The following is a 24,940-nucleotide window of genomic DNA, read 5'->3' on the forward strand; positions in this document are numbered from 1 at the left end:
AACGTGGATCGGCGTCGTGAAACTTGCGTCACGACGGTCTCTTTGCGGGAGTGGGATTCAATGCGTCCCCGTGGAAAGCCAATAACCCTTTAGTACGTTTGAACCGGGTCCTGGGTTCCACCAAGTTCCAAACTATTTCGGGACGTCGGTTGGCTGACCGGCGAGATACTGCTCCAGCCAGTGGATATGATAGTCGCCCTCGATGATGTCGGGCTCGCGCACCAGCGCGCGGAACAGCGGCAGCGTCGTCTCGATGCCGTCGACCACCATCTCGTCGAGTGCGCGACGTAGCCGCATCAGGCATTCGCCACGGGTCTTGCCGTGCACGATCAGCTTGCCGACCAGCGAGTCGTAATAGGGCGGTATCACGTAGCCTGATAGACCGCGGAATCGATCCGCACGCCGAGGCCGCCGGGCGGATGGAATTGCGTGATCCGTCCCGGCGAGGGCCGGAAGGTCTGCGGGTTTTCCGCATTGATGCGGCACTCGATGGCGTGGCCGATGATCGCGATGTCATTCTGCTTGGCCGGAAGGTCGCCGCCGGCGGCAATCCGGATCTGCTCCAGCACCAGATCGATGTCGGTGATGCTTTCGGTGACGGGATGCTCGACCTGGATGCGGGTGTTCATTTCGATGAAATAGAACTCGCCGTCCTCGTAGAGGAATTCGATGGTGCCGACGCCGAGATACTTCATGTCCCGCATCGCCTTGGCGCAGGTCTCGCCGATCCGGGCGCGAGCGGCGGCCGCGAGCACCGGCGAGGGGCCTTCCTCCCAGACCTTCTGGTGACGGCGCTGCAGCGAGCAGTCGCGCTCGCCGAGATGGATCGCGCCGCCGCGGCCGTCGCCGAGAATCTGGATCTCGATGTGGCGCGGCTTCTGCAGGTATTTCTCGAGATAGACCGAGGCATCGCCGAATGCCGACTTGGCCTCGTTCGCCGCGGTCGACAGCGCGAGCGCAAGATCAGCCTCGGTGTGGGCGACCTTCATGCCGCGGCCGCCGCCGCCGGCCGCCGCCTTGACCAGCACCGGGAAGCCGATCTCCTTGCCGATGGCCAGCGCATCGGCCTCCGAGGTCACCGCGCCGTCCGAGCCGGGCACCACCGGGATGCCGAGCCGCTTGGCGGTCTTCTTGGCTTCGATCTTGTCGCCCATCAGGCGGATGTGCTCGGCCTTCGGTCCGATGAAGCCGAGATTGTGATCGGCGAGGATCTCGGCGAACCGCGCATTCTCCGACAGGAAGCCGTAGCCGGGATGCACGGCGTCGGCGCCGGTGATCTCGCAGGCGGCGAGCAGCGCCGGTATGTTGAGGTAGGAATCCTTTGACGGCGGCGGGCCGATGCACACGCTCTCGTCGGCGAGCCGCACATGCATGGCGTCGGCATCGGCAGTGGAATGCACCGCGACGGTGGAGATGCCGAGCTCCTTGCAGGCGCGCAGCACGCGAAGCGCGATTTCGCCGCGATTGGCTATGAGGATCTTGTCGAACATCGCAGCGCCTGCCGTTGACGGAAGCTATTCAATGATGACGAGCGGCTCGCCGAATTCGACGGGCTGGCCGTCCTCGACGAGGATCTGCGTCACGGTGCCCGCGCGCGGCGACGGGATCTGGTTCATCGTCTTCATCGCCTCGATGATCAGAAGCGTCTGGCCGGTCGTGACCTTGGTGCCGACTTCAATGAACGGCTTGGCGCCCGGCTCGGGCGCCCAATAGGCGGTGCCGACCATCGGCGAGGGAACAGCGCCCGGGTGCTTTGCCAGGTCGGTCGCAGCCGCAACGGCGGCAGCCGGCGCGGCGACAACGGCCGGCGCGGCAACCGCGTGCACGGCAGCGGGCACCGATGCCGCGATGCTGATGTTGCGCGCGACACGGACGCGCAGGCCGGCGCGCTCGATCTCGATCTCGGTAAGGTTGGTCTCAGCAAGCAGCAGCGCGAGTTCGCGGATGAGGACGCTGTCGTCGTTCTTGGACTCGTTCTTGGACTCGCTCTTGGACTTTACGGCTGATTTGTCGTCTGGCTGGCGCGCCATGTTGTTTGATCCGAAATCTCTGTCTGGTGACGGGGAACGTCAGGATTGACGATTAAGTCTTTGCCTTTGCATCGATCTTGGCACCGATTTTGGTGGCAAGGCCGATGATCGCAAGCCGGTAGCCGTCGATGCCGAAGCCGCAAAGTGACGCGAAGGCGGCTTTAGCAGTGAACGAGTGGTCCCGGAAGCTCTCGCGGGCGTGGATGTTGCTGACATGAACCTCGACGGCAGGAATCCTGACCGCAACCAGCGCGTCATGCAGCGCGATCGAGGTATGGGAGTAACCGCCGGCATTGATGATGATGCCGACCGCCTTCTTGGCGTGGGCCTCATGGATGAAGTCGATCAGTTCGCCCTCGCGATTGGACTGCCGGCAGTCCGCGGTCAGGGCGAACTGGCGTGCGGTGTCCACGCACAGCTTCTCGACATCGGCGAGGGTGGCGTGGCCATAGGTCTCCGGCTCGCGCGTCCCCAACAGGTTGAGGTTCGGGCCGTTCAGCACATAGATCGTTCCGGCAGCAGCCATTCCAGAGGTTCCGGCGAAGGGGAAAGTGGGCCGGGTTATAGGTAACAACCGGCCGCAGGGGAAGCCTTTAGGTGAAATCGGAGGGTCTTCAACTGCCTCCCTCGGCCTGTTAGATAGCTGCTGTAACCCACGGAAATTGCTGGTTAACCAAATCTCGTGGAAGGTGCTCCCCGGCTGTGCTCCGGCCAGCCATCCACCGGCGACTGCGGGTTGCGCGGATGCAAAACCCCGCCCCTGGAGGGGCGGGGTTGAGAGTGCGGCGAGGGTCCGTCGTGGCACCCCCGCGTCGAGGCCGGCTTAGCCCTCGATGATGTAGACGATCTCGTGGGTCTCCGGCTGCACGATGATGTAGCGGCCCTTGACCAGGATGAAGTCATAGCCGCGCCACTGCGGATAGATCGTCACGACCCGTTCCGGCAGCGGATAGAAGTGCACGTCAGCCGGCACGCGGGTGCCCACGGCAACGTTGAAGTTTACGTTGGTGGTTTCGGTGACGTGCTCCGACTTGATCGCGGTCGAGATCTCAGTGCGCTTCTCGGCCGGCGGAGCCGCGGTGGCCGACGTCGCCGCATTGCCGGTCGTGGTCTGGGTGCGGCTGGAGTCGTTGGTCTGGGCGCGGTTGGTGTCGGACGGGCTCTTGGTCTGAGCGTTCTGGTTGGTTGTGGCACCGCTCTTGTCGCGGCTCTCGGCGGCGTTGTTGCGCTCGCGGCCCTCACGGCTTTCCGCGTTCATCTTGCCGCTCTTGTCATGCTCCTCGGCCTTCATGTTGCCGCTCTTGTCGCGGCCCTCGGCCTTCATGTCCTTGGAGCCCTCCTTGGAGCCCTTGGTGGACTCGTTCTCGGAGCTCATGCCCTTCGACTTTTGGGTATTGTCCTGCGCACCCTTGGTGGCCGTGCCCGACTTCTCGGACTCCGCACCCTTGGTGCTCGAGGATTCACCCGTCGTCGAATGCTCGGAACCCTTCATGCCGCCCGGTTCGCGCTGCATCGTGCCCGATGACGCGCCACCTGACGGTGCAGAGTGCTGCGTGGTCGCCCCACCGCCGGCGCCGGTTTCCTTGTTGGCGCCGCCTGCGCCCTGTGCATTCGCGAAGCCGGTACCGGCGATCAGGGCCGCAGCAGCGACCGAAATCAGAAAGCGTTTAGACATAGAAATTCCTCCTCGTCTTTTCAGCATTGCCCGCGCCGACAACGGGAGAGGATGTGCGATGTTCCTGTTGATTTGCGGTTCCCCGCGCTTTGTTTCCTGTGTGAATGCGCGATGAACAATCCGCGTTTCAACCGCAGGCCCAGTCGAACTCCATGCTCGCAAGATCGAGCTGGCCGTTGCCGCCGCCGAAATTGAAGCCGCCGAAATGCTCTTCGATCTCGAGATAGGTCGCGCTGTATTTCGGCGTCCATTGATTGGGAAACATCGTGCCGCCGAGATGGTTACGACCGTGCAACCGGTCGAGGCCTCGCGCAGTGCCGACCTCGCTATAGGGCGCGATGTAGTCGCCGAGCTCGCCCTTGTGCAGCAGATGATCGCGCGGCGGTTTGCCGACATTGGGATCGTCGTCGCGCGGCGCGAGCGCGATGCCGTAGGCATGGTGCCCGTTCGCGGGCACGTGGCCGAACAGCCGGTACCAGTATGTCTTCTCCAGCTCGTCGGTGCGACTGGTGCGGCCGACGTTGACGTCGAACGCCGTGCGCGCGGCGCCCTTCAAGAGCCAGCGCGGAGGCGAATTGGTTTCCAGCAACGGATTGCCGGCAAGCTCCGGCGGCTGGCAGAGCGGCCCTGAGAACTCGGCCTCGGTCAGCCAGATCGCCGCGAAATTGTGGTCAATGATGTCCTTCATCCGGAATTCCATCGGATGACGGTGCTGTCGATATGCGAAGTACGGCAGCAGATTCGGATCGGACGGACGCGCGATGGTCTCTGCCGCGAGATATTGCGCGACGGCGTCGATCTCGACGGGTTCGTCATATTGCTGATCGGCGAACATCGCGAGCGCGACATAGGCATCGCCCTTGGCGCGATACTCCGCCGGGACGCGCAGCGTGAAGCAGTGCTGCATCGGAAAGCCGTCATGGGGACTGAGCGGCCATTGTTCGCTGCGAATGCCGGGCGGCAGGCCGTAGCACCAGCCGTGATCATGGTCGGAGCCGCGTTGCGGCGCCGTCTTCAGCAGCGTGAGGTCGTAGCCAAGGGTTGGCGGGGCCAGGGGCATCGCGGGCGGCTTCCATTGTTGGTGTCGGCCCTTGGTTGCGGCCAGCGCGGACGTGGTTCGGTGCTGCAACAAAAAAATCCGGCTGCCTTGCAGCCGGATTTCGCTGAAAGAACGAGCTCTCGAAGGACGATCAGCAGGTCGCCTTGCCGCAGCGGGCAATGCCGATCTTCTCCTTGAGACCTTCGACGCCAACCGCGCCGATCACCACCTGCTTGCCGATCACGTAGCTCGGCGTGCCGTTCATGCCCATGGATTCGGCGAGGCGGAAGTTCTCCTCGATGGTCGCCTTGACCTCGGGGCTCGCCATGTCCTTCTCGATCTTGGTCATGTCGAGACCGACTTCCTTGGCGACCGCAAGGGCGCGCGCCTTGTCGGCGGCGCCGCGGCCGCCCAAGAGCTTCTGGTGAAACTCGAGATACTTCTTGCCGGTCGGATCCTGCATGCGCACGGCGACCGCGACCTGCGCGGCCTCGACCGAGCCCTGGCTCAACACCGGGAATTCCTTCAGCACCACCTTCAGCTTCGGATCCGACTTCATCAGGTCGAGCATGTCGGACATTGCGCGCTTGCAGTAGCCGCAATTGTAATCGAAGAACTCGACGAAGGTGACGTCGCCGTCCTTGTTGCCGACCATGACGCCACGCGGCGAATTGAAGATCGCGTCGGCGTTCTTGGCGACGCTCTGCTCATGCTTCTCGGCCTCGGCGGCGGCCTGCCGCTTGCTGAGCTCGTTCATCGCCTCTTCGAGCACCTCGGGATGCGCGATCAGGTAGTTGCGCACGATGGTCTCGATGTCGCCGCGCTGGGTGTCGTTGAAGCTCTGCGCGGACGCCGTCAGCGGCGCGGCGCAAATGCCGAGCGCGAGCAGGGCAGGGGCAAGAAAACGAAGCGCTGGCATGGACAAAATCCTTGTTCGAGGTGGCCCGAGATACGGCATCGCCGTGGGCCGGTTTCGGTGATCGTTGTATGGAACTACGGTTTATTTCTAGTTGTTTTTCTGACCCGGCATCGGCTTGGCGCTCACAATGTCGTCAGCTTTGACCCAGCCGGGCGTGCCGATCGCGAACCGCGTCTTGGCGCGCGACGCCAGCTCGCGGGCGGTCTTGGCGTCGCCACGGAGATAGGCGGCCTGTGCGGAGGCGAGGTCGGCCTGGGCATAGTCGCCCTTGCGGCCATAGGCCATCGCAAGCTGGGTGTAGCCGAGCGGCGCCTCGGGCTCGCGCGCCACCGCGGCGCGCAGCATGTTGATCGCCTCGTCGGTGGTGGCCTTGTTGTCGGAGGCGACCAGCGCCTGGCCGAGCAGCATCTCGATCAGCGGTGAACTATTGGAGAGCTGCACCGCGCGGCGCAGCGGCGCGATGGCGTCCGCTGGCCGGCCGCCTTCGAGCAGGGCCTGGCCGCGCAGCTCGTAGAAATAGGGATTGTTGGGCTGGACCTGGATCAAGCCGTCGATCTGCGCGATCGCCGAGCGCAAATCGCCGTGCAGGTAGGTGGTGATCGCGCGCGCATAGCGCGCCGGCAGGCTGGTGTTGGACAGCGGATAGCGGCGGTAGACCGTGTCCTGCCGTTCCATGAAGCCCGAGATCTTGGCGCGCATCATGTCGTGACGCAGCTGCAGCGCCGGGTCGTCCTTCTTGTCCCAATAGGGGCTCGAGCGCGCCAGTTCCTCAAGCGCCGAGACGCGATCGACCGGCATCGGATGCGACTGCAGATAGGGGTCTGCGCCGCGCGCGGCGAACAGGCTCTCGTCGGTGAAGCGCTTGAACGTCTCGTACATGCCCCGGGCCGACTGTCCGGTCGCGTTGAGGAACTTGACGCCGGCGCGGTCGGCGTTCTCTTCCTGCTGGCGCTGGTAGGACAATAGCGTGCGCTGAATGACCGATTGCGGCGCCGAGATCGCTGCCGCGCCGGCGCTGGACAGGCCGCCGCCGGCGCCGCGGCCGCCGGCACCCGCGGCGAGCGCGCCGACGCCGAGCAGCATCGCGATGATCATCTGGGTCTGCGCCTGCGCCAATTGCTCGCGCATCTTGGCAAGATGGCCGCCGGCCAGATGGCCCGTCTCATGCGCCAGCACGCCGATGATCTGGTTCGGCGTCTCCGATTGCAGCAGCGCGCCGTAATTGACGAAGATGCGGCGGCCGTCGGCGACGAAGGCGTTGAACGAGCCGTCGTTGATGATCACGATCTGGATGTTCTGCTTCTCCAGACCGGCGGCGCGCAGGATCGGCCTTGTGTATTCGCGCAGCAGCTGCTCGGACTCGGTGTCGCGCAACACCGGCGGGCCGTTCTGCTGGGCCTGCGCAGGGACGACGGGTCCAACGGCGAGCGCAACCGCGGTCAGCAGAGCGGTCAGCCTGAAGGCAGTCAGCTTGATAGTCCTGGTGCGCAGCGTGAGGCGGAAAAGCATGGCGATCTATCGGCGATGACGGACCGCGCCGGTGCAAACGCGGGTTCCGGGGCCGACCGGATCGTGCGCGTGGCGCAGTCTGTTGTTTTTGCAGTTCTTCTTCACGCGAACCGGGTATTCACTTGGGGTATTCACCTGGCCTGAAAGCGGTATAAGGAGCCACCGAATGCGGCCAGTCTGGGGCGGTCGCAGATCACGGGAACCCAAATCCGGCCGCGGCCGTGCAATAGCAGAAATCCATGCTTGAAGCGACAGCGAGAGACCGTGTGAGCAGCCTTTTGACAGCGTCCGGGCGGAGCGATGTTCCGCCGTTCATGGTGATGGACGTGATGGCCGCCGCGGCGCGAATCGAGGCCGCGGGCGGCCATGTCATCCACATGGAGGTGGGGCAGCCCGCCGAGGGCGCGCCGAAGCAGGCGATCGCGGCCGCGCAGGCTGCGCTTGCCGGCGGGCGGATCGACTACACCTCGGCGCTCGGGATTCCCTCGCTGCGCGCGCGCATCGCCTGGCATTACCGCGACACGTATGGCTGCGTGGTCGATGCCGAGCGCATCATCGTCACGACCGGCTCGTCCGGCGGGTTCATCCTGGCGTTCCTTGCGATGTTCGAGCCGGGCGACCGGGTCGCGGTCACCGTGCCGGGCTATCCGCCGTACCGGCACATCCTGACTGCGCTCGGCTGCGAGCCGGTGCTGATCGAGACCTCAGGCGACACCCGCCATGCGCTGACCGGCGAGGCGCTGCTATCAGCCCATCGCAAGGCACCGCTGAAGGGCGTGCTGGTCGGCAGCCCCGCCAACCCGACCGGCACCATGATGTCGCGCGAGGCGCTGTCGAGCCTGATGGCGGCCGCCGACAGCGCGGGCATCCGCTTCATCTCCGACGAGATCTATCACGGCCTCGACTACGCATTCCCCGCGGTGACCGCGGCGGAGCTATCGCCGAACGCGCTCGTGATCAACTCGTTCTCGAAGTACTTCTGCATGACCGGCTGGCGCGTCGGCTGGATGGTGGTGCCCGACGTGCTGGTGCGGCCGATCGAGCGGCTGCAGCAGAACCTGTCGATCTCGGTGCCGACCCTGTCGCAGATCGCCGCCGAAGCGGCCTTCGACGGCCGCGAGGAGATGGAGGCGATCAAGCGCGGCTATCAGGAGAACCGCCGCATCCTGATCGAAGGCCTGCCGAAGGCCGGGCTGACCAAGTTCCTGCCGGCCGACGGCGCATTCTATCTCTATGCCGACGTCTCCGACTTCACCTCCGACAGCTTCGCCTTCGCCAGCGAGATGCTCGAGAAGGCGCAGGTCGCCGCGACCCCGGGCGTCGATTTCGATCCGATCCACGGCCGCGCCTTCATCCGATTTCCTATGCGCGCTCCGCGGCGGAGATGCAGGAAGCAGTTGCGCGGATCGCGCATTGGCTTAAATAGCCCGCAATCTTCAAGAGCCCTCCGCCTTGTCGGCTAGATTGGTTTCGCAAGCGCCAGGCCGTGTTTCGGCGGCGCGGGACGCGACAGATCGCCGCGGATAAACGGCAGGGCCCGCACAGTTCCATTTGACTTGAACGGCCAAGTTGATCTTGGCTATTTCCGCCATTTCTGAGGGGGAGTGACACATGGCAACGGTAACCGTTGCCACGGCTTCACCGGCGCCTGCCGGCAGCAAGCCGTGGTACAAAATTCTCTATGTCCAGGTCCTGATCGCGATCGTGCTCGGCGCGCTGGTTGGCGCGTTCTGGCCGCAGCTTGCCACCAACGACTGGATCAAGGCGCTCGGCGACGGCTTCATCAAATTGATCAAGATGGTGATCGCGCCGATCATCTTCTGCACGGTGGTCTCGGGCATCGCGCATATACAAGATGCCAAGAAGGTCGGCCGCATCGGCGTCAAGGCGCTGGTCTATTTCGAGGTGGTCTCGACCTTCGCGCTGGTGATCGGGTTGCTGATCGGCAATCTGGTGAAGCCGGGTGCGGGCTTCGGCAGCGCGGCGGCCAATGCGCAGGCGGTCGCCAATTATGCCAAGCAGGCGGAGGCGCAGAAGAGCGTCGACTTCGTGCTGCATATCATTCCGGACACCGTGGTCGGCGCCTTCGCGCAGGGCGAGATCCTGCAGGTGCTGCTGTTCTCGGTGCTGTTCGGCTTTGCGATCATGGGGCTGGGCGAGCGCGGCCACACCATCCGCTCGTTCATCGACGATGCCGCGCATGCGGTGTTCGGCGTGATCTCGATCGTGATGCGGGCGGCGCCGATCGGCGCATTCGGCGCGATGGCCTTCACCATCGGCAAGTTCGGCACCGGCGCGATCCTCAACCTCATGGGGTTGATCGCGACGTTCTACCTGACCGCCGCGCTGTTCGTGTTCGTGGTGCTCGGCATCATCGCGCGGATCGCCGGGTTCTCGATCTTCAAGTTCCTGGCCTACATCAAGGACGAGCTCCTGATCGTGCTCGGCACCTCGTCCTCCGAGAGCGCGCTGCCATCATTGATGGAGAAGCTCGAACGGCTCGGCTGCTCGAAATCCGTGGTCGGTCTCGTGGTGCCCACGGGCTACTCGTTCAACCTCGACGGCACCAACATCTACATGACGCTGGCGACGTTGTTCATCGCGCAGGCGCTGGGCTATGACCTCTCGTTCAGCCAGCAGCTCACGATCTTGGTCGTGGCGATGCTGACCTCGAAGGGCGCGTCCGGCATCACCGGCGCGGGCTTCATCACGCTGGCCGCGACGCTTGCGGTGGTCGATCCGCGGCTGGTGCCGGGCATGGCGATCGTGCTCGGCATCGACAAGTTCATGAGCGAGTGCCGCGCGCTGACCAATCTGTGCGGCAACGGCGTCGCCTGCGTGATCGTCGCCTGGTGGGAGGGCGAGCTCGACCGCGATAAGCTCAATGCCAATCTCTCAAGGCAGATCGATCCGACCGACATGGAGACCGCGCTGACGACGGATTGATCCGCGTCCGCGGCTAGAAGCGGTCTAACCGATACGGCGAGGTGTCCACCGAGGATGCCTCGCCGTTCATCGTTTCGGCCAGCACCCGCGCCGTTGCGGGGCCGAGCGTGAAGCCCTGATGGCCGTGACCGAAATTGACCCACAGTCCGCGATGGCGCGGCGCAGGCCCGAGCACCGGCAGCATGTCGGTGGTGCAGGGGCGGGTGCCGAACCACGGCTCGGGCTCGACCCGGCTGCCGATCTCGATCAGCTCGCGCGCGGCAGCTTCCGCGTAACCGAGCTGGATCGGCGTCGCCGGCGCATCGGGACTGGTCAGCTCCGCGCCGGTGGTGATGCGGATACCCTTGGCCATCGGCGCCATCGCGTATCCGTTCGCAGTGTCGACCAAGGGCAGGTCGAGCGAGCGGCCGCCCTGATAGTGCATATGGTAGCCGCGCTTGCGCACCAGCGGAATCCGGTAGCCGAACTTGCGCAGCAATTGTGGCGACCACGGCCCGAGCGTGACGACGACGTTGGCGGCATCGATCCGGCCGCCGGTGGTGTCGACCGACCAGCCGGACGTCGTCTGCGTCAGCGTCCGCGCATCGCCGTGCAGCAGCGTCCCGCCGAGACGCTCGAACAGGCCGGCATAGGCGGACACCAGCCCGCCGGGGTCCGACACGGTCCACGGCCCGAGCCAGTGAATGGCGCCGGGCAGGTCGTCACGCAGCAAGGGCTCCGCCTTGGCGAGCGCCTTGCCGTCAAGCACGCGAAACTGCACGCCGAAGTCACGCTGGTTCTCTTCGGCGACCGCGATCGCCTGCTCGAGCGCAACCGGATCGCGATGCAGCAGGCGATAGCCGGCGCGGCGGATCAGATTGTCGGCATGCGCATCGCGGATCAGCGTGTCGTGCTCCGCGGTGGCGTAGGCGATCAGGCGCGCCCAGGCGAGGGTGGCTTCGCGGTGCCGCTCGGGCGTCGAGTTCCACCAGTAGCGCAGCAGCGGACCGGCGTGCTGCGGCAGCGAGGCCAGGCGATAGCGCACGTCGTTGGTGCGTCCCATCGCGATCCTCGCGAGCGTCGCCGGATCGCGCGGCATCGGATAGGGCCGCACCGCCTCGCTCTGAATGATGCCGGCATTGCCGTAGCTGGTTTCGCGGCCCGGTTCCTTGCGGTCGACGAGCGTCACTGACCAGCCGCGGCGCTGCAGGTGCAGCGCCGTGCTGACGCCCACCATGCCGCCGCCAAGAACGATCGCGCTTTGCATTGCATCCGTCTCCGTCAGGCTCCGTGCGCCTGACGAACGGATTGCCTGTCCAATAAAAACGCCCGGCGTAAACCGGGCGTTTTGACTTGCGCGTTGCGCTAGTTGCCGCCGCCGAAGCGGCGCGACCACCAGCTTGCGGGCCGGCGCCTCGGCCGCAGCGGGCTCCGGCGCAGAAGCTGCAGGTTCAGGGGCGGGGGCAGTTTGCTCCGCCGGGCTCTGGACCAGCGCCGGTGCCTCGGGTTGCGGGCTCGACGCGAAGCTGACCTTTTCGCGCACCGTCGAACGGCGGCGCTGCGCGCGGTCGCTTTCGGCGGCCGTGTCCTCAGCGGCAGGCGCTGCCACGGTTTCCGGCTCCGGCACTGCGATCGCCTCGACGGGTGCGGCCTCGACCGGCTGCCATTCCGCCGGCTGCGCGACCAGTTCGGGCTGCGCGAGCGAGGGCGCCGGCTCCGTGTCATGGCTGTCGAAATCGGCGACCGCATCGCTGGCCTCGGGCGCTGCCGCCGGGCTCAGTTCGTCGGAGATCGATCCGGCAAGACCGTCATCCGGCCCGCCGCTGCCGCGCCGGCGGCGGCCGCCACGGCGTCCACGGCGGCGCGGACGGCGATCGCCGTTGGCGGCCTGGTCGTCGCGGGCTGCGCCCTGCGCTTCGTCGCCCTCATCTTCATCGCCTTCGGCATCCGAGGCGGCTACCGCCTCGGCGCCTTCGGGCAGGACATGCATCAGATCGCCGTCCTCGCGCGGCTGCTGAGCGCCGTCACGCGCCTCGCCACCGCGGCCGCGGCGCCGGCGGCGGCGCTTGCGGCGCTGGCCGTCGCCTTCACCCTCGGCGGCGCCTGATTCCTCGCCGGCCGCCCGGTCGTCGGCGAGCTTCGGTCTCGTCGGTCTCGACCTCGGCCTCGTATTCGAACAGTTCTTCCTCGTCATCGACCTCTTCGGCCTGCGACGGCGCGGCGGCCGCCTGCGCCGCAAGCAGCGCCTTGGCGGCTTCGAGCGTATGCACCTGCTCGCCGCGATCGATGACGTAGGATTGCTGGCCGTGCACCGTGGCGTCGGCGACGACCGACAGCGAGACGCGGAAGGAGTCTTCGAGGTCGCGCAGATGGCCGCGCTTGTGGTTGAGCACGTAGAGCGCGACGTCGGTGCGGGTGCGGACCACGAGATTGTGGGTCGCGCCCTTCATCAGGATTTCCTCGATGCCGCGCAGCAGTTGCAGCGCCACCGACGAGACCGAGCGGACGTGGCCGGACCCGCCGCATTGCGGGCAGGGCTCGGTCGAGTTCTCCAGCATGCTGGCGCGGATGCGCTGGCGCGACATTTCCAGGAGGCCGAAATGCGAGATGCGGCCGACCTGGATCCGCGCACGGTCCTGGCGCAGGCAGTCGGACAGCTTGCGCTCGACCGCACGGTTGTTGCGCTTCTCGTCCATGTCGATGAAGTCGATGACGATCAGGCCCGCGAGATCACGCAGGCGCAGCTGACGCGCGACTTCTTCCGCGGCCTCCAGATTGGTCTTGAGCGCGGTGTCCTCGATATGGTGCTCGCGTGTCGCTCGTCCCGAGTTGACGTCGATCGAGACCAGCGCCTCGGTCTGGTTGATCACGATGTAGCCGCCGGAGCGCAGCTGCACGGTCGGCGAGAACATCGCGTCGAGCTGGCTTTCGACGCCCATGCGCGAGAACAGCGGCTGGCCGTCGCGATACTGCTTCACCGCGCGCACATTGGCCGGCATCAGCATCTTCATGAAGTCGCGCGCTTCGCGGTAGCCGGCTTCGCCCGCCACCTGGATCTCGTCGATCTCCTTGTTGTAGAGGTCGCGCAGCGAACGCTTGATCAGCGAGCCTTCCTCGTAGACCAGGGTCGGCGCCTGCGACTTCAGCGTCAGGTCGCGCACCGTTTCCCACATCCGGATCAGGTACTCGAAGTCGCGCTTGATCTCCGGCTTGCTGCGCGAGGCGCCGGCGGTGCGCAGGATGATCCCCATGCCCTCGGGCACGTCGAGGTCCTGCACCACTTCCTTCAGGCGGGAGCGGTCCTGGGCCGAGGTGATCTTGCGGCTGATGCCGCCGCCACGCGCGGTGTTGGGCATCAGCACGGCGTAGCGGCCGGCGAGCGAGAGATAGGTGGTCAGCGCGGCGCCCTTGTTGCCGCGCTCTTCCTTGACGACCTGCACCAGCATCACCTGCCTGCGCTTGATCACTTCCTGGATCTTGTACTGGCGGCGGGGGCGGAACGGGCGCTCCGGAACCTCCTCGAGCACATCGTCGCCGCCGACGGACTCGACGACATCCTCTTCCTCGCCTTCTTCGCCGTCGTCCTCGTCGTCATCTTCGCCGGCCTCATCGCCAGGTACGGCCTCGGGCGCGGCCACTTCCGCGAACTGGGCGTATTCGGCGACCGCATGCTCATCGGCAGCGGCGTGGATTTCGTCGCCAGCCACATGCGGTGCGTCGTCGGCATGCGCGGCGTTTTCCTCGACCTGCTCCTCATGGGCCCGCTCGGGCTCATGATTGACCTCGGCGGGCTCGAAGGTCTCCGGCGCGGCTGACGCGATAGAGGCTTCGACCACCGCGACGACGGGGTCGGACGGGGCGTCGGCGGCTGGCGCCTCGTTCACGACCGGGTCGTGGTCGTGATCGTGCGCATGATCATGGTCATCATGGTCGTGATCGTGTTCGTCGTGGCCATGTTCATCGTGGCCACGATCGTCGTGGCCATGATCATGATCGTGGTGGTGCTCATGGTCCTCATGATGCGCATGCTCATGCGCCTCATGCTCGTGACCTTCGTGGGCGACCACGCCATGTTCGTGATGCTCGGCGTCGACCGGGTGCTCGTGGGCCTCGATCGCCGGCTGCGCCTGCGCGTCGCCGGCGCCTTCGATCACCTCGCTCTGGACACGGTCGCCGTGGCCGCGGCGGCGGGCATTGCGATGGCGCGACCGGCGGCGGTGGCCGCGGTTCTCATGCTCTTCCTCGGCCTCGCGATGGGCGCGCTCGTCGGCTTCGATCAGCGCCTGACGGTCGGCGACCGGGATCTGATAGTAGTCGGGATGGATTTCGCTGAAGGCCAGGAAGCCGTGCCGGTTGCCGCCATACTCGATGAAGGCAGCCTGCAGCGACGGCTCTACGCGCGTGACCTTGGCGAGGTAAATATTGCCGCGCAGTTGTTTGCGCTGGGCGGTCTCGAAATCAAACTCTTCGACACGATTGCCACGGACCACAACGACCCGGGTCTCTTCCGGGTGGGTGGCATCGATCAACATCTTGTTGGGCATTTTGGAGCTCTTGACGGCGGCGGGCGCGGATCATGGCGCGCGCAAACTGCGCCGCCCGGTGACGCGACGGTCCACCTGATTCGGGGGTGAGGGGAAGGCCAAAACGCGTCTCGCGGCGCAGCGCCGGACGGGAACTCACCGGGATGATGCGACGGGCGACGTTTTCACCTCGCGTCAGCGCGATCATTCGGGGGATCCTGGTCGGCAATACAGTCTGGCGCATTAAGCGTCGGCCCGTCTAAACATGTTGGCGGCGAAATTGACCGCCGTATCTTTTGCTGAAAGCCCCGTCCGGCGCCGAAGCGCCTGCCGGCCATCGCATATCGAGGCCCCAAGGGACCGGATAATCGGTTACGCCGTGTCTCAAACCGTCCCTCTGGCGAGGGAGTGTGTCTGGGACCGGACGCCGCTCGGGCTTGAATCCGCCACTCCGTGTCAGCCGCGCGCGGCGCTGGCTGGGGAGGGACCGGAAAAACACGGCGGGATCTTCGACTTGGAAGGTTCCACCGCTGCACCAAGAGGCTGAACGCGACACAACCGGGAGTACTAGCCGTCAGCACTCCGTACATACGTGGATTGCCCGTCGCGTGCAAGGGAAGCGTCACGCCGCCGCAACACTCGGTTCTTTTCGCCCTGGCGTCATTAGGGTGCGATTAACCGTGTGGTTCTAATGCGGTAAGAAGCAGCTGGGAGGCTTCGAATCGGGTGGAGAACCGCGCAAAACACCTTGTTTTTCTGGGATGCGGGCTGTTGTGCGCTGCAGCATCGGTGTTTGCCGTGGTCAGCGCCCCAAGCGCGGCTGAAGGACCGCAGGCTGGCCAGTCTGCGCCCGCCACAAGCGCCCCGGCCGCCACTTCCTCCGCAGCTGACGCCCCGAATTTCCCGGTCGCGTCCGGCGCCAGGCTCGCCGGCGACGACAAGCAGACCCGATTCATCCTCGATCTCGACCGCAAGATCGAGTTTCGCGCCTTCCCGCTCGCCGACCCGTACCGTGTGGTGGTCGATATCCCGCAGGTCAATTTCCAGCTCGCCGCCGGCACCGGCTCGGCGGCGCGGGGATTGGTGAAGGCGTTCCGCTATGGCCTCGTGATGCCCGGTGGCTCGCGGATCGTGTTCGACATGACCGGCCCGGTGAAGATCGCCAATTCCTATGTGCTCGATGCCGCCAACGGCCAGCCGCCGCGGCTGGTGCTGGATTTCGAGCAGGTCGATCGCACCAGCTTCGTGCAATCGCTCGCGCCCGAGAGCCGGCCGGAATTGAAGCCGGCGATTTCCGAATCGACCACAGCGACCATTCCGGCCGTCAACACCGCGGCGTTGCCGCCGCTTGCGACCACCGACGCGCGTCCGCTGATCGTGATCGATCCCGGTCACGGCGGCATCGACAACGGCACCCAGTCCGGCGAGCAGACGGAGAAGAACCTGGTGCTGGGCTTTGGCCTTGCGCTGCGCGACCGGATCGAGAAGTCGGGCAAATATCGCGTGGTCATGACCCGGTCCGACGACACCTTTATTCCGCTCAACGACCGGGTGAAGATCGCGCGCTCGCAATCCGCGGCGCTGTTTGTCTCGATCCATGCCGATGCTCTGCCGCGCCGCGAGGGCGATGCCCAGGGCGCCACGATCTACACGGTGTCGGACAAGGCCTCCGACGCCGAGGCCGAACGGCTGGCGGAAGCGGAGAACAAGGCCGACGCGATCGCCGGCGTGAACCTGACCGACGAGCCGACCGAGGTCGCCGACATCCTGATCGACCTCGCGCAGCGCGAAACCAAGACCTTCTCCAACCGCTTCGCCCGTCTGCTGATGGACGAGATGAAGACCACGGTGCGGATGCACAAGCATCCGCTCAAATCGGCCGGCTTCCGGGTGCTGAAGGCGCCCGATGTGCCGTCCGTGCTGGTCGAGATCGGCTACGTCTCCAACAAGGGCGACCTCGAGCACCTGGTGTCCGAGAACTGGCGGAATAAGGCCGTCGGATCGATGGTCCAGGCGATCGACACGTTCTTCGCCAAACGGCTGGCAACTGCCGGACCGGCAAAGTGAAATCGGCCGTCTGAAAAGCCCGGGCCGTTGCGCGGAAGCCCTAGTTTGGCCACAGCGGCGACGGTATAGACAATGGACCGCAGGTCCGCAGAATCGACCATATTGTCCGGCGGCTCTTGTTTATTCGCATGCGCAAGACGGCTCGCTGGGCCAGATCTTGTTGTGAGCCTTGATTGGTTGTGAGCCTTGGTTGTGTGAGGCTTCGCACTTTTGGACAGGCGCTTCTGACGACTGAGCGCCGGAGGGTAGGAACGGAACGTCGATAATGCGCCTGCTCGTGCGGTTTTTGGGTTTCCTGTTCGCCGCTGGAACCGTCGTGTTCCTGGTCGGTGTCGCCGCCGTCGCCGGCGCTATCTGGCATTTCTCCAAGGATCTGCCCGACTACTCGCAGCTCCAGGACTATGAGCCTCCGGTGATGACCCGCGTGCACGCCGCCGACGGCGCGCTGCTCGGTGAATATTCCAAGGAGCGCCGGCTCTATCTGCCGATCCAGGCGGTGCCGAAGCTCGTGATCAACGCGTTCCTCGCCGCCGAAGACAAGAACTTCTACGAGCATGGCGGCATCGACTACCAGGGCATGGCGCGCGCTGCGATCCTCTACGCGCAGAACTACGGCTCCAACCGCCGCCCGCAGGGCGCCTCGACCATCACCCAGCAGGTCGCCAAGAACTTCCTGCTGACCAACGAGGTCTCGTTCGCGCGCAAGATCAAGGAAGCCTTGCTGGCGATGCGCATCGAGCGCGCCTATTCCAAGGACCGCATCCTCGAGCTCTATCTCAACGAAATCTATCTTGGGCTCGGCGCCTACGGCATCGCGGCGGCGTCGCTGGTCTACTTCGACAAATCGGTCAACGAGCTGACGATCGCGGAAGCGTCCTATCTCGCCTCGCTGCCGAAGGCGCCGGCAGCGCTGCATCCGGTCCGCAACCGCGACCGTGCCATCGAGCGCCGCAACTACGTGATCGACCGCCTGCTGGAGAACGGCTGGATCAAGCAGGCCGACGCCGACAAGGCGCGCAAGGACCCGCTCAACGTCACCAGCCGCTCGAACGGCGCGCATATCTTCGCCGGCGAGTATTTCGCCGAGGAAGTCCGCCGCGACATTTTCGAGCGCTACGGCGAGAAGAAACTCTACGAGGGCGGCCTCTCGGTCCGCACCACGCTGGATCCCAAGATCCAGGTGATGGCGCGCAAGACCATGGTTGCAGGTCTCGTCAATTACGACGAGGCGCAGGGCTGGCGCGGCGCGCTGCACAAGCTCGACATTTCCGGCGACTGGGGCGTCAAGCTTGCCGACGTCAAATCGCTCTCCGACATCTCGCCGTGGCGGATGGCGGTGGTGCTGGAGACCAGCGATCAGTCGGCGCGGATCGGCTTCCAGCCGGGCCGCGAACTCGGCGGCGCGGTCAGCAAGGAACGGCAGACCGGCATCATCACGATCGATGGCGTGCGCTGGGCCAAGACCAAGGGCAAGGCGCCGACGGCGGTGTCGCAGGTGCTGCAGCCCGGCGACGTGATTTATGCCGATCCGCTGGTGACCAAGGACGGCACTGCGGTCGAGGGCCAGTATCGGCTGCGGCAATTGCCTGAGGTGTCCGGCGCGATGGTGGCGATGGATCCGTGGACCGGCCGCGTGCTCGCGATGGTCGGCGGCTTCTCGTTCGACCAGAGCCAGTTCAACCGCGCGACGCAGGCCTACCGGCAGCCCGGCTCGTCGTTCAAGCCGATCGTGTATTCGTCGGCGCTGGACAATGGCTATACGCCGTCGACCACGGTGATCGACGCGCCGATCGAGATCGATCAGGGGCAGGGCGCCGGCGTGTGGCGTCCGGAGAACTATTCGACCGGCAAGTATTATGGTCCGACCACGCTGCGCAACGCGTTGCAGCGCTCGCTCAACACCGTGACGGTGCGCCTCGCGCAGGACATCGGCATGCCGCTGGTCGGCGAGTATGCAAAACGCTTCGGCGTCTATGATGAGCTGCCGAACTACCTGTCGTATGCGCTGGGTGCCGGTGAAACCACCGTCATGCGCATGGTCACGGCCTATTCGATGTTCGCCAATGGCGGCCGCCGGGTGAAGCCGACCTTGATCGATCGCATCCAGGACCGCTACGGCCATACCATCTTCAAGCACGACACCCGCGAATGCCGCGGCTGCGACGCGCCCGGGGGCTGGAAGAGCCAGCCGGAGCCGCAGCTGGTCGACCGCCGCGAGCAGGTGCTCGATCCGATGACTGCCTACCAGATCACCGAGATGATGGAGGGCGTCGTCCAGCGCGGCACCGCGACCGTGGTGAAGGAGGTCGGCAAGCCGATCGCCGGCAAGACCGGCACCACCAACGACGAGAAGGACGTCTGGTTCGTCGGCTTCTCGCCGGATCTCGCGGTCGGCGTCTACATGGGCTACGACAAGCCGCGCAATCTCGGCCGCACCGCCACCGGTGGTCACGTTGCAGCGCCGATCGCCCGCGACTTCCTCAAGCTTGCGCTCGCCGACAAGCCGCCGACGCCGTTCAAGGTCCCGGCCGGGATCAAGCTGATCCGCGTCGATGCCAAGACCGGCATGCGTGCCGGCCCGGGCGACGGCGGCAACACCATCCTCGAAGCCTTCAAGCCGGGCACCGCCCCGCCGGAGAATTACTCGGTCATCGGGGTCGCCGATGCCGACGGCCGCGGCCCGGCGCCCGGCCCGCAGCCGTCGCAGAGCGGCGGCCAGCCGGATGGCGGCTTCTTCATGCGGCCGGGAACCGGGGGACTGTATTAGAGCGTTTTCGAGCGAAGTGGACACCGGTTCGCGTGAAGAAAACGCGTCAAAACAAAAACCTAGAGCCCCGTTCCGATGCAATCGGGGAAATGGCTCTAGCAGCCCACGAACCCAAATCGCCGGGATAGTGCGGCCAAGCCGATTGCGCTTTGCCGCGCCGGTCGCTACATCCCCCGGAACCTTTTTAGCCAACACCTGAAAGACCATGCGCGCGGAAATCGAACGCCTTGTTGAAGAGATCAAGCAGTCAGTCGGGCTGCTGAGGAGGCATCTTTGACGTCGAACAATCGACGGCACGCCTCGCTGAGCTGAACAAGCTCGCAGAAGATTCCAATCTCTGGAACGATCCCCAGAAGGCCCAGCGGCTGATGCAGGAGCGCACCTCATTGGAGGACGCGCTCTCTGGAATCGGCAAGGTCGAGCGCGAGCTCGAGGATCAGGTCGGCATGATCGAGCTCGGCGAGGCCGAGAATGATGCCGGCGTGGTTACTGAGGCCGAGAAGGCGCTCAAGGACCTCAAGAAGGAGGTCGCCCGGCGCGAGCTGGAAGCGCTGCTCTCGGGCGAGGCCGACAAGTTCGATTCCTATCTCGAAGTCCACGCCGCGCCGGCGGCACCGAAAGCCAGGACTGGGCGCAGATGCTGCTGCGCATGTACACGCGCTGGGCGGAGAAGCACGGCTTCAAGATCGAGTTTCTCGAAGAGTCCCAGGGTGAAGAGGCCGGCATCAAGTCCGCCACAATTCAGATCTCCGGCCACAATGCCTACGGCTGGCTGAAGACCGAGGCCGGCGTGCATCGCCTGGTGCGCATCTCGCCGTTCGACTCTAATGCGCGACGGCACACCTCGTTTTCGTCGGTGCAGATTTTCCCTGTGATCGACGACAGCATCAAGATCGAGATCAAGGAGTCCGACGTCCGCACCGATACGATGCGGTCGGGCGGCGCCGGCGGTCAGCACGTCAACAAGACCGAGTCGGCGGTGCGCCTGACGCACATTCCGACCGGCATCGCGGTGGTCTGCCAGGCGGGCCGCTCCCAGCACAAGAACCGGGCGCAGGCCTGGGACATGCTGCGCGCGCGGCTGTACGAGATCGAACTGAAGAAGCGCGAAGAGCAGGCGGCTGCCGACCAGGCCGCCAAGACCGATATCGGCTGGGGTCACCAGATCCGCTCATATGTCTTGCAGCCCTACCAGATGGTGAAGGACCTGCGCACCGGTGTGCAGACCTCCGACACCTCGGGCGTGCTCGACGGCGACCTCGATGAATTCATGGCGGCGACCTTGGCGCAGCGTGCGTTCGGCACCGGGCCCGGCTCCGTCGAGGATGTGGATTAGCCCATGCCGCGCGTCGCTTTCATCGGATTGGGACGCATGGGCCACGGGATGGCCGGCCGCTACCTCGACGCCGGCTTCACGGTCACGGTGTGGAACCGGAGCAAGGCCAAGGCCGCGGACCTGATCGCCCGCGGCGCGCAATGGGCGACCTCGCCGGAAGATGCCGCGATCGATGCCGATGCGGTCGTGACCATGGTCGCCGACGATGCGGCGTCGCGCGATGTCTGGCTGACCAAGGATGGCGCTGCGGCTACGATGAAGGCCGGCACGCTCGCGATCGAGTGCTCTACGGTCTCCTACCAGCACACGCTCGATATGGCGCGCGAGCTGCAGAGCCGCGGCCTGATCTACATCGATTGTCCCGTCACCGGGCTTCCCGAAGCGGCGGCCGCAGGCAAGCTGACGCTGCTGGTGGGCGCTGACAGCGCCGACCTCGACAAGGCGCGGCCGTTCCTAACGCCGATCGGCAGCACTATCCGCCATTTCGGCGCGGTCGGCACCGGCACCGTGTTCAAGCTGATCAACAATTTGATCGGCGCGGTGCAGATCGCGAGCCTCGCCGAGGGCGTCGCGATCGCCGAGCAGGCCGGTCTCGACATGCAGTTGGTGGCGGAGGCGCTGGGAACCGGCGCGATCGCCAGCCCGCAGGTGATCCGCCACTCGAGGCGGATGATCGACCGCAATTTCTCCGGCGCGTCGTTCACGGCGGCGCTGCGCCACAAGGATGCCGAATATGCCGTGCGGCTGGCCGAGACGCTGCTGCCCGGCGTGCCCGTGAGCAGCGCCGCGCTCGCCGCCTACGACAAGGCCAGGGCTCATGCCCCCGACGGCGACGAAGGTCAGATGATCGAGATCGTCTCGCGGCCGAAATAGGCGGGGCAGCCATTCACGGAAATCGGGTGGGAATATTCGCGGCGCCGCACTAGTCACCTGTGGCAGCGCTGACGAGAGCCCGATATGTCTTCCGCCGACAACAGGATCGATCGCCGCGACTGGGGCCTGCTTGGCCTGCTGTCGGTGCTCTGGGGCGGCTCGTTCTTCTTTAACGGCGTGATCCTGCGCGAATTGCCGCCGCTGACCCTGGTGTTGCTGCGCGTGGTGCTCGGCACGATCATCCTGCTGCCGCTGCTGCGCGCCGCGAAGATCGAATGGCCGCGCGGCGTCGCCGCCTGGGCGCCGTTCTTCGCGATGGGGCTGTTCAACAACGTGCTGCCGTTTTCGCTGATCGTGTTCGGGCAGACCTATATTCCGAGCGGGCTGGCTTCGATCCTCAACGCGATGACGCCGCTGTTCGCGGTGATCATCATGGCAGCGGCCGGCGAGGAGAGGTTGCAGGCGCGCCGTGTCGCGGGCGTGATGGTCGGGCTGATCGGGGTCGCGATCCTGCATGGCGATGCGCTCGGCTTCGAGAGCCGCCAGGGCATCGGCATCCTGCTGTGCCTCGCCGGCGCCTTCAGCTACGGCATCGCGGCGCTGGTCGGGCGGCGGCTGCCGCAGCGCGTGCCGCCGCTCGGCACGGCGACATTCCAGATGATGACATCGGCCTTGATGATGGCGCCGATCGCCGCCGTGGCCGATCAGCCCTGGCTGCTGCCGATGCCGCATCCGACCACGTGGCTCGCCGTGCTCGGGCTCGCGGCGCTGTCGACGGCGCTGGCCTACATCGTGTTCTTTCAGATCCTGCAGCGCTCCGGCGCGACCAATGTGATGCTGGTGACGCTGCTGATTCCGGTCACCGCGATGCTGCTCGGCTACCTCGTCCTCGGCGAGCCGATCGCGCTGCGCGAGGTGATCGGCGCGCTCGTGATATCAAGCGCGCTGCTGCTGATCGACGGGCGCGTGCTGGGCTGGTTCAGCCGCGCGCCTGCTTCCATGCCGCGTACCATCCGCTGAACCGTCCGCTGTCGCGCTCGCCGCCGTGCCAGGCGGCATAGGCGGTGCCGTCATCGGCGACCAGCACCACGGCATCGAGCCCCTTGGAGCGGCGCAGCGTGTCCATCGCCTGCATTGGGGTCTGCGCGATCGGGCCTGCGACGTTGAACGACGTGTTGACCGACATCTCGACGCCGATATGGCGGCCGAGCGCCTTCAGATAGGCGTAGGTGAGGGGATCGTCCGCCTCGCGTACGATCTGGATGCGGCCGGTGCCGTCGGCGTGCACCACGGCCGGAATCCTGGCACGCGCTTCCGGCTTCGAATGCGCCGTGAGCACCATGTAGTTGTAGGCGTTGTAGTCGCCGTCGGATGCGCCGTCTTCCAGCTCGAAATAGTCGCGTGCCGCCTCAAGCGTCGCCATCGGTGCCAGCGGCCGGATCGCCTCGCGGTACTTGACGCGTTCGTTGAGCCGCTCGCGCACCGCGGGGTCGCAGGGGTTGGCGAGGATCGAGCGATGGCCAAGCGCGCGCGGACCGGTCTCCGCCGCACCCTGGTAGATCGCGATCACGCCGCCTTGCGCCACCATGCTGGCCATCAGATCGGCCACCGCATCGCGCCCCCCTGACGTTGCGACATTGCCGATCGCGGTCGAGGCGATGTCGTCGACGTTGAGCGCCGTGGTGATGTCGGCGTTCGAGGGCGGCAGGCCGCAATAGAATGCGTGCGACAGCGCCGCGCCGCGCGGAGCGCCCGCCATATGGGCGAACAGCCAGGCCGCACCGATCGGCACGCCGGGATCGCCGGGCACCGGCGGCACCCACATATGCAGCCGCGTCTTGCGCTGCTGCGCGCGTTCGAACCACGCCTCGTCGAAATGCTCGAGCAGCCGCATATTGCCGAGCGCGTTCAGCGCCACGCCGCCGGTCAGCACCAGGCGGTCGGTGCCGGTGACGCGCAGCAGATGATCGATGACATGGATCATCGCGTCCTCGAACACCAGTTGCGTCGCGGCGGCCTTGTCGACGCGATCCTTGGTGTCGGGACGGTGATTGATGTGTTCGACGCGCAGCACGGCGTCGGGATTCCAGAGCTGGTCGGGCCGCAGCGGCGGGCCGAGAATGTCGATCAGCGGCTGCTTGTACGGATTGTCGGCGGGGTCGGCATACCAATTGGCCATCGCGCGATTGAGCTGCACGCTGCCATCCGGGCCGAGATGCAGCACCGCTTTGAGCCGCTGATAATAGGGATTGGTGGCGCGGTTCATGTCGCCCCAGGCGGCGGCGCCCATGTAACGGCCCTCGCTGGAGAGCCATGTCCAGCCGCCCTGGCTCGACGAGATCACGGTGTAGAAGGCACCGAGCGAATCGAACAGGCTGTCGTTGCAATAGAGCTGCTTCATCTCGCCATTTTCGGCGACGTAGAGCGAGATCGAGCCGACATCGCCGGTGCCGTCGAGCACCGCGATTGCGACGCGCTCGCGCAGATCGGCGAACGGCGAGGCGGTGAACGAGTACCAGGCGTGATTGTCGTGATGCGGCATGCAGATCAGCGGCAGCTGCTCGCCGAGCCCATACATCCTGCCGAGCCTGCGCGAGATGCGCCGCACCTGGTCCATCTGCCGCAGGTTGATCGCGGGCGCGATCGGCGCGCGCAGCAATTTGATGCTGGCCGGCGCTTCCTCGAGCGAGGTGCGGATCAGCATCGCCAGCAGTGCCGGATAGTCCCATGTCGTGACGAAGGCCGCGATGTCGCCGATGTCGCGGCCCATCCGCTGCAGCACCTTGCGCATGTCCTCGAGCGCGTGTTGCGGAAACTCGTTGGTATGTTTGTTTCCGGAAAAGCGCTCTTCCTCGTTGTTGACGATCAGGCGCGGGCCGTCCTTCTGGGTGACCTCGACCAGCGCGACGCCGGTGTTGTGCGTGCCGGGGCAGGCGAGGCCCGCGATATAGACGGTCTCGCCGCGCTGCAGCCTTGCGCGGATCGCGGCGATCGTGGCTTGCGCGAACGCGCCATTGGACTTGTGCAAGCCACGACCAGCCAGCGCACGTTCGCTGAGGCGGCGGGTGATTTCATAGCCCGCCGCCGCAATACGCGGATGCCGCGGACCGGTACGAATGTCCGGTTTACGCAATCAGAACGCCTCGACTCGTGATCCCCAGATCGACCTTCAATCATAAATAGCACCAGGCAACAATGCCGTTTCGCCCAACGGAAAAACCCGGCGCTTGCCAGCACATGCGTCTCTTGCGAGACTTGCGTCAAAACCACGACAAAA

The 24,940-nt window shown here is 65.6% G+C and carries 13 protein-coding genes and 4 pseudogenes; 7 read left to right on the forward strand and 10 right to left on the reverse strand.

Annotated features, from left to right (window positions below):
* Nucleotides 1-132 precede the first annotated feature (132 nt).
* The 7 genes and pseudogenes from accC to AKN84_RS08100 form a co-directional block, all read right to left on the reverse strand.
* Nucleotides 133-1,490: pseudogene (gene accC / locus AKN84_RS08070) on the reverse strand (acetyl-CoA carboxylase biotin carboxylase subunit).
* Nucleotides 1,491-1,514: 24 nt separating this feature from the next.
* Nucleotides 1,515-2,030 (reverse strand): acetyl-CoA carboxylase biotin carboxyl carrier protein, encoded by a 516-nt coding sequence (gene accB, locus AKN84_RS08075; RefSeq protein ID WP_050420222.1) that lies wholly within the window; start codon nucleotides 2,028-2,030, stop codon nucleotides 1,515-1,517.
* A gap of 52 nt (nucleotides 2,031-2,082) precedes the next feature.
* Nucleotides 2,083-2,556, reverse strand: coding sequence for a type II 3-dehydroquinate dehydratase (gene aroQ / locus AKN84_RS08080; protein ID WP_050420223.1), 474 nt, complete (start codon nucleotides 2,554-2,556; stop codon nucleotides 2,083-2,085).
* 297 nt (nucleotides 2,557-2,853) lie between these two features.
* The gene (locus tag AKN84_RS08085; protein ID WP_050420224.1) at nucleotides 2,854-3,705 is read right to left on the reverse strand and encodes a DUF1236 domain-containing protein; all 852 of its coding nucleotides are present in this window, start codon (nucleotides 3,703-3,705) and stop codon (nucleotides 2,854-2,856) included.
* Nucleotides 3,706-3,832: 127 nt separating this feature from the next.
* A complete protein-coding gene (locus AKN84_RS08090) occupies nucleotides 3,833-4,765 on the reverse strand; it encodes a hypothetical protein (RefSeq protein ID WP_128970539.1) in 933 nt (310 codons plus the stop codon).
* 130 nt (nucleotides 4,766-4,895) lie between these two features.
* Nucleotides 4,896-5,663 (reverse strand): DsbA family protein, encoded by a 768-nt coding sequence (locus tag AKN84_RS08095; protein ID WP_050420226.1) that lies wholly within the window; start codon nucleotides 5,661-5,663, stop codon nucleotides 4,896-4,898.
* Nucleotides 5,664-5,750: 87 nt separating this feature from the next.
* The gene (locus AKN84_RS08100; RefSeq protein ID WP_050420227.1) at nucleotides 5,751-7,172 is read right to left on the reverse strand and encodes a M48 family metalloprotease; all 1,422 of its coding nucleotides are present in this window, start codon (nucleotides 7,170-7,172) and stop codon (nucleotides 5,751-5,753) included.
* 239 nt (nucleotides 7,173-7,411) lie between these two features.
* On the opposite strand from AKN84_RS08100, the pseudogene AKN84_RS08105 reads away from it, so the two are divergent.
* Nucleotides 7,412-8,598, forward strand: a pseudogene (locus AKN84_RS08105) (pyridoxal phosphate-dependent aminotransferase).
* A 185-nt stretch (nucleotides 8,599-8,783) separates the two neighbouring features.
* Nucleotides 8,784-10,118: a dicarboxylate/amino acid:cation symporter gene (locus AKN84_RS08110; protein WP_050420229.1), complete on the forward strand. Its 1,335-nt coding sequence runs from the start codon at nucleotides 8,784-8,786 to the stop codon at nucleotides 10,116-10,118.
* A 13-nt stretch (nucleotides 10,119-10,131) separates the two neighbouring features.
* Here AKN84_RS08110 and AKN84_RS08115 read toward each other — a convergent pair whose 3' ends face one another.
* Nucleotides 10,132-11,364: an NAD(P)/FAD-dependent oxidoreductase gene (locus AKN84_RS08115; protein WP_050420230.1), complete on the reverse strand. Its 1,233-nt coding sequence runs from the start codon at nucleotides 11,362-11,364 to the stop codon at nucleotides 10,132-10,134.
* A 98-nt stretch (nucleotides 11,365-11,462) separates the two neighbouring features.
* A pseudogene (locus AKN84_RS08120) lies at nucleotides 11,463-14,641 on the reverse strand (Rne/Rng family ribonuclease).
* A gap of 705 nt (nucleotides 14,642-15,346) precedes the next feature.
* Between AKN84_RS08120 and AKN84_RS08125 the strand changes: the two are divergent.
* The 5 genes and pseudogenes from AKN84_RS08125 to AKN84_RS08145 all read left to right on the forward strand — a co-directional run bounded on the left by AKN84_RS08125 (nucleotide 15,347) and on the right by AKN84_RS08145 (nucleotide 22,683).
* Entirely contained in the window at nucleotides 15,347-16,687 is a 1,341-nt protein-coding gene (locus AKN84_RS08125; protein WP_050420231.1) for an N-acetylmuramoyl-L-alanine amidase, read from the forward strand.
* Between the two features lie 265 nt (nucleotides 16,688-16,952).
* Nucleotides 16,953-19,454 (forward strand): penicillin-binding protein 1A, encoded by a 2,502-nt coding sequence (locus AKN84_RS08130; protein ID WP_050420232.1) that lies wholly within the window; start codon nucleotides 16,953-16,955, stop codon nucleotides 19,452-19,454.
* Nucleotides 19,455-19,659: 205 nt separating this feature from the next.
* Nucleotides 19,660-20,790: pseudogene (prfB, locus tag AKN84_RS08135) on the forward strand (peptide chain release factor 2).
* Nucleotides 20,791-20,793: 3 nt separating this feature from the next.
* Nucleotides 20,794-21,663: an NAD(P)-dependent oxidoreductase gene (locus AKN84_RS08140; protein WP_050420233.1), complete on the forward strand. Its 870-nt coding sequence runs from the start codon at nucleotides 20,794-20,796 to the stop codon at nucleotides 21,661-21,663.
* Nucleotides 21,664-21,747: 84 nt separating this feature from the next.
* Complete coding sequence (locus AKN84_RS08145; RefSeq protein WP_050420235.1) at nucleotides 21,748-22,683, forward strand: DMT family transporter; 936 nt, start codon at nucleotides 21,748-21,750, stop codon at nucleotides 22,681-22,683.
* Here the strand turns inward: AKN84_RS08145 and AKN84_RS08150 are convergent.
* Nucleotides 22,643-24,796: a carbamoyltransferase C-terminal domain-containing protein gene (locus AKN84_RS08150; protein ID WP_050420236.1), complete on the reverse strand. Its 2,154-nt coding sequence runs from the start codon at nucleotides 24,794-24,796 to the stop codon at nucleotides 22,643-22,645. The two genes, AKN84_RS08145 and AKN84_RS08150, sit on opposite strands and share 41 nt — an antisense overlap.
* Between the last annotated feature and the right edge of the window lie 144 nt (nucleotides 24,797-24,940).

The sequence above is a fragment of the Bradyrhizobium tropiciagri genome (assembly GCF_001189845.1).
Classification (GTDB): domain Bacteria; phylum Pseudomonadota; class Alphaproteobacteria; order Rhizobiales; family Xanthobacteraceae; genus Bradyrhizobium; species Bradyrhizobium tropiciagri.

Excerpts from the sequence above, each read along its gene's own strand:
- AKN84_RS08115 (WP_050420230.1), bottom strand. The coding sequence starts at position 11,364 with ATGCAAAGCGCGATCGTTCTTGGCGGCGGCATGGTGGGCGTCAGCACG.
- aroQ (WP_050420223.1), bottom strand. The coding sequence starts at position 2,556 with ATGGCTGCTGCCGGAACGATCTATGTGCTGAACGGCCCGAACCTCAAC.
- AKN84_RS08145 (WP_050420235.1), top strand. The coding sequence starts at position 21,748 with ATGTCTTCCGCCGACAACAGGATCGATCGCCGCGACTGGGGCCTGCTT.
- AKN84_RS08140 (WP_050420233.1), top strand. The coding sequence starts at position 20,794 with ATGCCGCGCGTCGCTTTCATCGGATTGGGACGCATGGGCCACGGGATG.
- AKN84_RS08100 (WP_050420227.1), bottom strand. The coding sequence starts at position 7,172 with ATGCTTTTCCGCCTCACGCTGCGCACCAGGACTATCAAGCTGACTGCC.
- accB (WP_050420222.1), bottom strand. The coding sequence starts at position 2,030 with ATGGCGCGCCAGCCAGACGACAAATCAGCCGTAAAGTCCAAGAGCGAG.
- AKN84_RS08130 (WP_050420232.1), top strand. The coding sequence starts at position 16,953 with ATGCGCCTGCTCGTGCGGTTTTTGGGTTTCCTGTTCGCCGCTGGAACC.
- AKN84_RS08110 (WP_050420229.1), top strand. The coding sequence starts at position 8,784 with ATGGCAACGGTAACCGTTGCCACGGCTTCACCGGCGCCTGCCGGCAGC.
- AKN84_RS08085 (WP_050420224.1), bottom strand. The coding sequence starts at position 3,705 with ATGTCTAAACGCTTTCTGATTTCGGTCGCTGCTGCGGCCCTGATCGCC.
- AKN84_RS08095 (WP_050420226.1), bottom strand. The coding sequence starts at position 5,663 with ATGCCAGCGCTTCGTTTTCTTGCCCCTGCCCTGCTCGCGCTCGGCATT.
- AKN84_RS08090 (WP_128970539.1), bottom strand. The coding sequence starts at position 4,765 with ATGCCCCTGGCCCCGCCAACCCTTGGCTACGACCTCACGCTGCTGAAG.